Source organism: Collinsella sp. LCP19S3_B11, from assembly GCF_052121915.1.
Lineage (GTDB): Bacteria > Actinomycetota > Coriobacteriia > Coriobacteriales > Coriobacteriaceae > Collinsella.
Genome location: NZ_JBQKDI010000020.1, coordinates 24,745 through 35,061, shown reverse-complemented (window position 1 = coordinate 35,061; position 10,317 = coordinate 24,745). Strand labels below are relative to the sequence as shown.

Here is a 10,317-nt window from a genome sequence, read left to right as displayed (position 1 = left end):
TTCCGTTAGCGCAGTTGGTGAAAGTGCGTTAGCGGGGTCGGCGAAAGCGCGTTAGCGCATTCGGCGAGATGCGTTTGCGAAAGTGGTCAATTTTAGATTAGCGCTAACACGTCGTCGCCCGCCGGTGCGACCCCGTGAAAACCGGCCCCGGGCGCCCCGACCTCTGCCGGGGGACGGGCGCCCGCCATCTCTTGGTCCTAGGCCGCGGGCAGCCCGCCCGCGGCAGACGATCGTTCGGTTTGGAGGAAATCTTATGCGTACGATCACCGAGTCCGAGTCCACCCCGAGGGCCGACGGCTTCTTCATGCCCGCCGAGTTCGCCCCCCAGGACCGCGTGTGGATTGGCTGGCCCCACCGCACCGACACCTGGGCCCACGGCGCCAAGCCCGCCCAGAAGCAGTATGCCGCCATCGCCCGCGCCATCTCCGAGTTCACCCCGGTCTACATGTGCGCCAACCAGGTCGACTACGCCAACTGCAAGGCCGTCTTCGAGAACGACGAGAACGTCACCGTCGTCGAGATGACCACCGACGACGCCTGGTTCCGCGACACCGGCGCCACCTACGTCATCAACGGCAAGGGCGAGAAGCGCGCCAACCACTGGCACTTCAACGGCTACGGCGGCCTCATCGACGGCCTCTACTTCCCGTGGGACAAGGACGAGCAGATCGCCCTCAAGATGGCCGAGCTCTCCGGCTGCCGCCGCTACCGCCCCGACGACATGATCCTCGAGGGCGGCTCCATCACCGTCGACGGCGAGGGCACCCTCGTCGTCACCGACCAGTGCCTCCTGTCCCCCGGCCGCACCTGCTCCGCGGTGCTCGAGGAGGAGGAGGACCCCGAGTCCCTCTGGCCCAAGTACCGCAAGAAGTTCGAGCCCTGGAGCGAGGAGCTTCGCGGGTACATGACCGAGCACCTCAAGGACTACCTCGGCGTCGAGAAGGTCATCTGGGTCAAGGAGGGCATCGACCCCGAGGAGACCAACGGCCACATCGACGACGTCGCCACCTTCATCGCCCCGGGCGTCATGGTCTGCATCTGGACCGACGACCCCGAGTACCCGTTCTACGAGCAGTGCCACGCCGCCTACGAGACCCTCTCCAACGCGGTTGACGCCAAGGGCCGCAAGCTGAAGGTCTACAAGCTCTGCATGCCCGTGAAGCCGCTGTACATGGACCAGGCCTCCTGCGACACCATCGACGCCGACGAGAACGCCGAGCCGCGCGTCCCCGACGAGCCGCTGATCGCCTCCTACATGAACTACCTCGTGACCAACCACGGCGTCATCGTCCCGCAGTACGGCGACGAGAACGACCAGCTGGCCGTCGACACGCTCCAGGAGATCTACGACGAGGTCTGGGGCGAGGGCGTCTACAAGTGCGTGGGCGTCAAGTCCGACCAGGTCGTCTACGGCGGCGGCAACATCCACTGCATCACGCAGCAGGAGCCGTCCGCCTAATAGCCCGGCTTGCCGGGGCGCGGTGACCCTCCTTCACGGGAGCCGCCGCACCCCGGAGGCCCGGCCGGCCAGGCGAACGGGGCCGCCTGGCCGGCCGGCCGGGCTTTCCCCGGGCGCTCCGCTGCCTCCACGCCGGAGCGCCCCTCCCCTTCGATTGGATACCCGCCTGGCCTGGGACCTATCGCGGGTTAGGCCTATTGTTCGCTTGGATATCCCAGGTCAGGCGCGTATCCAATTGCCGAAAGTTCCCGGTCGCGAGCGCGGCCGTTTTGATCGGAGTATCCATGTACCAGCGTATTTAATTACTGCGCTGGAATAGAACGCATGCTTGATAAATTAATTTAGCATCAGACAGCGGGCGCAGTTTCAGTCGAATCCGTGCCCGCTGCTGTATGTGTGAGCAGTGTGAATAGGGGACGTAGCCCTGTTCACACCTGGACCGATGTCGGCACCGGTCAATGCCCACGATGCTTCTGCTTACGCTTCAGCTTCCGCTGCTCGAAGCGCGCCTCCGCCTCATCCGCGCGACGCTGACTTCTTGCTTGAGCCGACTCCCGCTTCATCGCTTCCCGCTGTGCCGCGAGCGCCTGTTGTGCCTTGGTGCTCACCGCGGGCCGTTTAAGGGCTTTCGCTGCCTCGCGAGCGCGCCGCTTGGGGTTCTTCGCGGGCTTGCTTGTCTCAGTGGCCTTGTCGCCGAAGAACGAGAGCTTCTCCCATTTGCCGACAACGAATTGCAGGATCTCCTCATCGGACGGCTCCGCGCCGAAGACGATGCGGGCGACGCCGTATCTGCCGTCCTCGACATGCTCCGCCAGCCCGACCCAGAATTGGCCGTCATGATATACGGTCAGGGTGGACGACACGCTGATCTGCATGGTTGGTTCCTCCTTTATGTAGATGACCATGCAGAGAAGGGACAACCAAGGAGGCAGGTTACTGATGCGGACCCCCGCACGCCCACGACTACCCGACGGGGACTGTGTTTTTATCTCTGGTAGTTGGATTGTAGCACGCGCAGACGCGCCCTTCATCGCTGGCGACATGACATGGTTGGGGCTTACCACCCGACGCGCCCTTGCGCATATCGTCTTCTCATTTTCGAAACTTTAAAAGACCTTGAGTTTCGAAACCGCGAAGGAGAGTTTAAGCAAGAGACGACGTTAGCTCTGAGTCGACGCTCGAGAAGGGGCTCGGGTCGCTTCTGCCCATCAGGGATGCATTCACGAAGGTCCTCATCGCCCGCGCGGGAGTTCGAACGCGAGCAAATCGATCCGGACGCAAGCGAAGCCCCCAGTCAGCTCCATGACTTATGGGAAAGCCGCCCTTTGCAGGCCTCTTGCCCTTGTTGTGGCTGTTGTTGTTTACGGTGTTGTTTGCGTTCGCATTGGCAGAGGAGCTGTCGCCGTTGCCCCCCGTATTCGTCAGTACCGGGCTGGGTGGTTGCCTTTCAGCCTGCATGCAAGTTGAGCTCGGGCCCAGCGCCGTCTTTTTATAAGCGCTTTGGCGAAAACGTCCTGCTTATCAGAAGGATTTAAGTCCCAATTAAGAAAGGAGCGGAAAGAGAGCCATATGCAATAGCAATGATTTCGCTATTGCATCTTTTGCTTGCATTTGCCTTAATAAACCCTATATTAGAATAAGGAGCAATCGTATCTTTTTACCAAATCTGAGCAAGCGCATGCATGTCCCAGCTCAGATTCAAAAGACTTTGAAAGCGAGATGCCATGAGCAAATGCTCATGTACGGTAAAGAAGCAAGCAACCGAAAACAATAGATAGACCGCCAGCACTACACTATTCCGAACCAAAGACCAAAAGATAAGCATTTTGAGAAAATCTAAACTTTTGGATTTTCCTACAATGCCGACTACGGCGGAATCCCTCCCACTCCTTATATATTTCTTTCTGTATACATTGAATTTGTATTTAGTAAAATGCAGACAACACCACGGATCGGCTTTTGGCTGGACAATTCCAACCAAACACCGCAGCAGACAGTAGAAACCATTCTGAACGTTAGGAAGCCGGTATGATTGTTACATATAAGGGGAAGAAAAATTTCTTTTAGATACTTGTTTTCCTAAAACTGATGTGATATAATAATTCAAGTCAAGAAAAGGAGTAAAAAATATGCGGCAAGGTATTCTTAAATAAAACTATAATCAAATAGTGGGAACAAAGGATTATGATAGTCCCTTTTGTAGGGGCTTAGTTTTTTGTACCCAATTTAAGAATACTTTTGCCTTATCAATTTTGACATATCCCCAAAAACAGCACTCACAAACAGGTGTAGGCTGTATATGTGTATGTCCGCAAATTATCATCCCCAGTGGTAAAAGTATTTTACTGCTGGGGATTTTTATGCCCTTCGGGGCAGTAAAGGGAGGACAATCACATGAAAATAATCAATATTGGAATTCTTGCCCATGTAGACGCTGGAAAGACAACCTTGACGGAGAGCCTGCTATATGCCAGCGGAGCCATTTCAGAACCGGGGAGCGTCGAAAAAGGGACAACGAGGACGGACACCATGCTTTTGGAGCGGCAGCGTGGGATTACCATTCAAGCGGCAGTCACTTCCTTCCAGTGGCACAGATGTAAAGTCAACATTGTGGATACGCCCGGCCACATGGATTTTTTGGCGGAGGTGTACCGCTCTTTGGCTGTTTTAGATGGGGCCATCTTGGTGATCTCCGCTAAAGATGGCGTGCAGGCCCAGACCCGTATTCTGTTCCATGCCCTGCGGAAAATGGACATTCCCACCGTTATCTTTATCAATAAGATCGACCAGGCTGGCGTTGATTTGCAGGGCGTGTATCAGTCTGTTCGGGATAAGCTCTCCGCCGATATTATCATCAAGCAGACGGTGTCGCTGTCCCCGGAAATAGTCCTGGAGGAAAATACCGACATAGAAGCATGGGATGCGGTCATCGAAAATAACGATGAATTATTGGAAAAGTATATCGCAGGAGAACCAATCAGCCGGGAAGAACTTGCGCAGGAGGAACAGCGGCGGGTTCAAGACGCCTCCCTGTTCCCGGTCTATCATGGCAGCGCCAAAAAGGGCCTTGGCATTCAACCGTTGATGGATGCGGTGACAGGGCTGTTCCAACCGATTGGGGAACAGGGGAGCGACGCCCTATGCGGCAGCGTTTTCAAGGTGGAGTATACAGATTGTGGCCAGCGGCTCATCTATTTGCGGCTATACAGCGGAACGCTGCGCCTGCGGGATACGGTGGCCCTGGCCGGGAGAGAAAAGCTGAAAATCACAGAGATGCGTATTCCATCCAAAGGGGAGATTGTTCGGACAGACACCGCCCACAAGGGCGAAATTGTCATCCTTCCCAGCGACAGCGTGGGATTAAACGACGTATTGGGGGACAACACCCGGCTCCCTCGTGAAAGGTGGCGCGAGGACCCCCTCCCCATGCTGCGGACGACGATTGCGCCGAAAACGGCAGCGCAAAGAGAACGGCTGCTGGACGCTCTTACGCAGATTGCGGATACTGACCCGCTTTTGCGCTACGAGGTGGATTCCATCACCCATGAGATCATTCTTTCTTTTTTGGGCCGGGTGCAGTTGGAGGTTGTTTCCGCTTTGCTGGCGGAAAAGTACAAGATTGAAACAGCGGTGAAGGAACCCACCGTCATTTATTTAGAGCGGCCGCTCAAAGCAGCCAGCCACACCATCCATATCGAGGTGCCGCCCAACCCGTTTTGGGCATCCATCGGACTGTCTGTTACACCACTCCCGCTTGGCTCCGGTGTACAATACGAGAGCCGGGTTTCGCTGGGATACTTGAACCAGAGTTTTCAAAACGCTGTCAGGGATGGTATCCGTTACGGGCTGGAGCAGGGCTTGTTCGGCTGGAACGTAACGGACTGTAAGATTTGCTTTGAATACGGGCTTTATTACAGTCCGGTCAGCACGCCGGCGGACTTCCGCTCATTGGCCCCGATTGTATTGGAACAGGCATTGAAGGAATCAGGGACGCAACTGCTGGAACCTTATCTCTCCTTCACCCTCTATGCGCCCCGGGAATACCTTTCCAGGGCTTATCATGATGCACCGAAATACTGTGCCACCATCGAAACGGCCCAGGTAAAAAAGGATGAAGTTGTCTTTACTGGCGAGATTCCCGCCCGCTGTATACAGGCATACCGTACTGATCTGGCCTTTTACACCAACGGGCGGAGCGTATGCCTTACAGAGCTGAAAGGATATCAGGCCGCTGTCGGTCAGCCGGTCATCCAGCCCCGCCGTCCAAACAGCCGCCTGGACAAGGTGCGCCATATGTTTCAGAAGGTATGGCCGAAGGCCTGTTCGGCCGGCTCGCTATCCAGGTAGTTGTCCTTGACGCCTATTCCGAAGGAGGCATGCGAGCGATATCAAGTCGTCGCGATTCCCAATGCTCATCTTGACCGCGTTCCATCTGGGCAGGCGGCGCAACCATGGCTCCCTTGTTGGTTTTCGACGTTGTATAAGGCAATCGCAATCGTCTTGAGCTTCTTTAGGGGACTTGAACAAGAGATATGGCCTGCTGGCGATTGATTAAGTCCATTCGTTTTGGTTACAAGAAAACACACTGCGCGCCTGCAGCATGAAGAAGAGGGAATCCATATGAATATCGTTGTATTGAGTGGTAGCCCGCGCAAGGGCGCCAATACCGACATTATGGTCGAGGCGTTTGCCGAGACCGCACGCGAGGGCGGCCATACGGTCGAGGTCATCCGCGTTGCCAGCAAGAAAATCGCCGGTTGCCTGGGGTGTCAGTATTGCTTCGCCCACGAGGGCACTTGCGTGCAGAAGGATGACATGGCCGACGTGACCGAGTCGCTGCAAGACGCCGACATGGTCGTCTTCGCTTCGCCTATCTACTGGTTCGATATCACTGCGCAGGAGAAGGCCGCCATCGACCGCCTGTACGCCTTCGGTGCTACGGGCTTCCCGTTCACCAAGACGGCCCTTTTGCTCGATAGCCACAGCGAGGGCGTCTATGATGCGGCGATCGCTATGTACAAGTCAGCCTGCGCGTACTGCAAGTGGGAGGACCAGGGCATTGTCACCATCAGCGGTATGACCGAGCGCGACAGCATGGCATCGTCGCCCAAGTTGGAAGAGGTGCGAGAGCTCGCTCGCAAGCTTGCCTAAGAACAAGAAGAGTGCATGGCAATCGGTGTTATTTGAACTGCTTGCCGTCCTTGCCAGGTGAATCGTTGATTGCCATGCGCCGTTGCCCTTGCGGACAATCTCGGCGTGCTAGGAGGCCTTCTCACTCAGGAACTCCCTGAATGCGGGGATGTCAAAGCCAACGAGACCACGCCCGCGCTCTCCGATGACGCCGTCCTCGAGGAGACGGCGTTTATATTGGCTTGCATAGTTGCCGGCAACGCCCATGCGTTTGGCTATCTCCGAGACCCTGCTGGGGCCAGAGTCGGGCAGCATCGCGAGCAAAAACTCAATGTCTTTATCGGAAAGCTCCCGATAGGTCGTTTCGAGAATTCGATCGCGCAGCTCCATACGGGCAAGCAGAGAACCCTGCTGGACATCAGGTGCGCTGATTTTGGGCGAGTTCTCCGAAACATCCCATGTGCGATATCCGACGAGCTGCATCATGTAGGGGAATCCGTCGACGGCCTTCACAGCATCCTCGAGCGCTTCTGGTGTGATTGAACGTCCTCCGGCCTCAACGGTTTTGCGAAACGCGTTTGCAATTTCAACGTCAGTGATTCGTCCTAACTGATGATATTGGGAACGCCTGAGGAACGAGACGGAATCGTTACGCAGCAACGCCGATACTTTGTAGGGCAGTCCTGCCATGAGTAGGGCAACTTTTTTACCTTCGCGTACAAAGTGCTGGTAAACAGAGGCAAATTGAAGCATTTCTTCGAGATCGACGGTGACTTCATCGATGGTGATGAGAAGTCCGATGTCATGTTTTTCGAGTTGCTTAAAGATACCATTCATGCGTGTGCGCCAGTTGCCCTGGGCCTCTTGAGCATATGTCCAATCGATGCCCACTGGACCAATTTGAACGCCGTTTATGCGCGCGTGAGGCTGTGAGAGATAGCTATCTGCGGCTTCTTTGGTTCGCTCGATAATATCTTCGAGCATGCCTGGCATGGCGGAGACATTTGCTGCGATCCAGCCGTGTTCAAGCGCCGTTTCTGAAAGGAGCGAGAGAAGCGCCGTCTTGCCCGTTCCCCTTGCGCCCGTAAAAATAGTCGACAGGTTGGGATCTCCCGGGCCGTTGATAAAGCCACGGTTGATGTCGCGCAGGATATGCTCGCGACCCGCTAGAAAGGGAGGGACGCTTCCAAATGTTGGGGTAAAGGGGTTCTTGCTGTACTCCATGGTAGCTCCTTTGCAAGTTTTGCTAATTTTTGCAAGTTTTGCTAACTTTTGCAAGTTTTGCTAACGACAGACCAAAGGGCATCGAAGCAGTGGCGCTGACATTTTTTACGCAGAAAAATAAGCAGAAATCAATTTATCTGCGTTAAAAAATAGTTGAGAAGAAAAACGACGAGTCCCGGGCGCAATGCCGTTGCGTTCCGGGCCTCGTCGCTTTGCGAAGTGTCTAACGATCTCGTTGCCGTCGTCCTAGTCAAACAAACTCGGCATGTCGTTTTCCTTCATGAGGGCACCGGCAGAGGGGAGACTCTGCGCGGTGAACTTCTCGGCCGAGACGCCGGCGCCAAGGATTTCCTCGGTCGTGCCGACGGTGGTGACCGAGCGACCCTTCTTGGCGGTAAAGGCCTGGACGCCCTGCGTGTTGGTGGTCGTCTTGGTCTTGAGCAGCGACGTGTTGAAGTTCATCAGGCGGTAGTCGCTCGAGACCAGCGCGAGGTCGCGGTCTTCCTTGAGCACCTGTGCATACAGCAGTTTGCTGCCGCCGTAGATGGCGTTCTTGAGGCGCTTGCGGTTGGTCTTGGTGACGTATCCAGAAAGTGCGACGCGCACCACGCGGCCGTTCTCAAAGACAAACAGCACGTCGGCCTTGTAGTCCTCGGGGTCGATGACCCAGATGACACTCTCGTCGGGTTCCATCTCGAGGTCGGTGGGCAAGTACGAGCCCAGCTGGGCCGACTTGGTGTCCTCAAACGCCGCAACCTTGCACTTGTACACCTGGCTCTTGTTGGTAAACACGAGCAGCTCGTGGGTGTTGGAGGACGGGAACTCGATAAAGGGCTTGTCGCCGTCCTTGTATTTGAGCGTCGCAGCCTTCTTGAGCACGCGGTCGGTCATCTTTTTGAGATAGCCCTCGCGCGAGAGCATGATGGTCACCGGGTACTCCTCGACCTCGGGCTCCAGGCTTACCTCGATGACCTCGTGGGGCTCGATCCTGCCCGTGCGGCGCGGCATCACGTACTTTTTGTTGACCGCGGCCAGCTCGTCGCTGATGACCTTCTTGATGTTCTCTTCGCTCGAAAGGATCTCCTCTAGCTCGGCAATCTCACCCTCGAGCTTAGCGATGTCCTTGGTGCGGTTGAGGATGTACTCCTCGTTGATGTTGCGGAGCTTAAGCTCGGCAACAAACTCGGCCTGGGTCTCGTCGATGTCGAAACCCTTCATAAGGTTGGGCACGACCTCAGCCTCGAGCTTGGTGCCACGGATGATGGCGATGGCCTTGTCGATGTCGAGCAGAATCGCCTCAAGACCGTGCAGCAGGTGCAGGCGCTCGGACTTTTTGCCCAAGTCAAAGTTAATGCGGCGACGCGTGGACTCAATACGCCACTTGACCCACTCGTGCAGGATCTGGCGTACGCCCATAACACGAGGGTAACCATCGACCAGCACGTTAAAGTTGCATGAGAACGAATCCTGCAGCGTAGTCGAGCGATAGAGCTTGGCCATGAGCTTGTCGGGGTCAACACCGCGCTTAAGATCGATGGCGATGCGCAGGCCCGAGAGGTCGGTCTCGTCGCGGATGTCAGCGATCTCCTTGACCTTGCCCTCTTTGGAGAGCTTGACGATGCGATCGATGATGACATCGGTCTTGGTGGTGTAGGGGATCTCGTAGACCTCGATAATGCGCTCTTCGGGAATCCAGCGCCAGCGGGAGCGGATCTGGAAGCTGCCAAGGCCGGTCTCGATAATCTTTTCCATCTCCTCGCGGCGGTAGATAATCTCACCGCCGGTCGAGAAGTCGGGCATGGGCATGTACTCGAGCAGATCGCAGTTAGGATCCTGCAGGTAGTGCATGGTGGCGGTGCAGACCTCGTTGAGGTTGAAGCCGCAGATGTCAGACGCCATGGCGACGCCGATGCCCTTGTTGGCCGAGACGAGGATGTTGGGGAACGTGGTGGGCAACAGGCGCGGCTCCTTCATGGCGCCGTCGTAGCTGTCGACAAAGTCGACCGGGTCCTTGTCGATGTCCTTGAAGATTTCGGCACTGATGGGGGCGAGCTTGGCCTCGGTGTAACGCGAGGCGGCGTAGCTCAGGTCACCCGAATAGTACTTGCCAAAGTTGCCCTTCGACTCAACGAACGGCGCGAGCAGCGCCTCGTTGCCGGTGGCCAAGCGCACCATCGTCTCGTAGATTGCGGCGTCGCCGTGCGGGTTGAGCTTCATGGTTTGACCCACGATGTTGGCGCTCTTCTGGCGCTCACCTTTGAGCAAGCCCATCTTGTACATGGTGTAGAGCAGCTTGCGGTGCGAGGGCTTAAAACCGTCGATCTCGGGGAACGCACGCGAGACGTTGACGCTCATGGCGTAGGGCATGTAGTTGACCTCGAGCGTCTGCGTGATCGGCTGATTGGTGACCTCGGAGTGCAGGCCGATGACGTTCTCGGCGTTGACCTGCTTTTTCTTTGGCTGGTTCTTCGTCTTCTTCTTTGCCACGATTTCCTCTTGAACTT

6 protein-coding genes are annotated in these 10,317 nt (G+C 56.3%); 3 read left to right on the top strand and 3 right to left on the bottom strand.

Translation table 11 applies throughout. The features are described 5' to 3' along the window. The first annotated feature begins 253 nt into the window (after window positions 1-253). A complete protein-coding gene (locus ACTQV4_RS09300) occupies window positions 254-1,459 on the top strand; it encodes an agmatine deiminase family protein (protein ID WP_320772223.1) in 1,206 nt (401 codons plus the stop codon). Window positions 1,460-1,914: 455 nt separating this feature from the next. Here the strand turns inward: ACTQV4_RS09300 and ACTQV4_RS09295 are convergent, their stop codons facing one another. Further along, complete coding sequence (locus ACTQV4_RS09295; RefSeq protein ID WP_427796066.1) at window positions 1,915-2,334, bottom strand: YjdF family protein; 420 nt, start codon at window positions 2,332-2,334, stop codon at window positions 1,915-1,917. 1,519 nt (window positions 2,335-3,853) lie between these two features. Between ACTQV4_RS09295 and tet(W) the strand changes: the two genes are divergently transcribed. Beyond that, window positions 3,854-5,806: a tetracycline resistance ribosomal protection protein Tet(W) gene (gene tet(W), locus ACTQV4_RS09290; protein WP_441569703.1), complete on the top strand. Its 1,953-nt coding sequence runs from the start codon at window positions 3,854-3,856 to the stop codon at window positions 5,804-5,806. 273 nt (window positions 5,807-6,079) lie between these two features. After that, complete coding sequence (locus ACTQV4_RS09285; RefSeq protein WP_441569702.1) at window positions 6,080-6,610, top strand: flavodoxin family protein; 531 nt, start codon at window positions 6,080-6,082, stop codon at window positions 6,608-6,610. A 108-nt stretch (window positions 6,611-6,718) separates the two neighbouring features. Here ACTQV4_RS09285 and ACTQV4_RS09280 read toward each other — a convergent pair whose 3' ends face one another. Both ACTQV4_RS09280 and ACTQV4_RS09275 read right to left on the bottom strand, forming a co-directional pair. Next, window positions 6,719-7,813, bottom strand: a complete 1,095-nt coding sequence (locus ACTQV4_RS09280) for an ATP-binding protein (RefSeq protein WP_427719400.1) — start codon at window positions 7,811-7,813, stop codon at window positions 6,719-6,721. 246 nt (window positions 7,814-8,059) lie between these two features. Beyond that, window positions 8,060-10,300, bottom strand: coding sequence for a DNA gyrase subunit A (locus ACTQV4_RS09275; protein ID WP_441064029.1), 2,241 nt, complete (start codon window positions 10,298-10,300; stop codon window positions 8,060-8,062). Window positions 10,301-10,317: the final 17 nt, after the last annotated feature.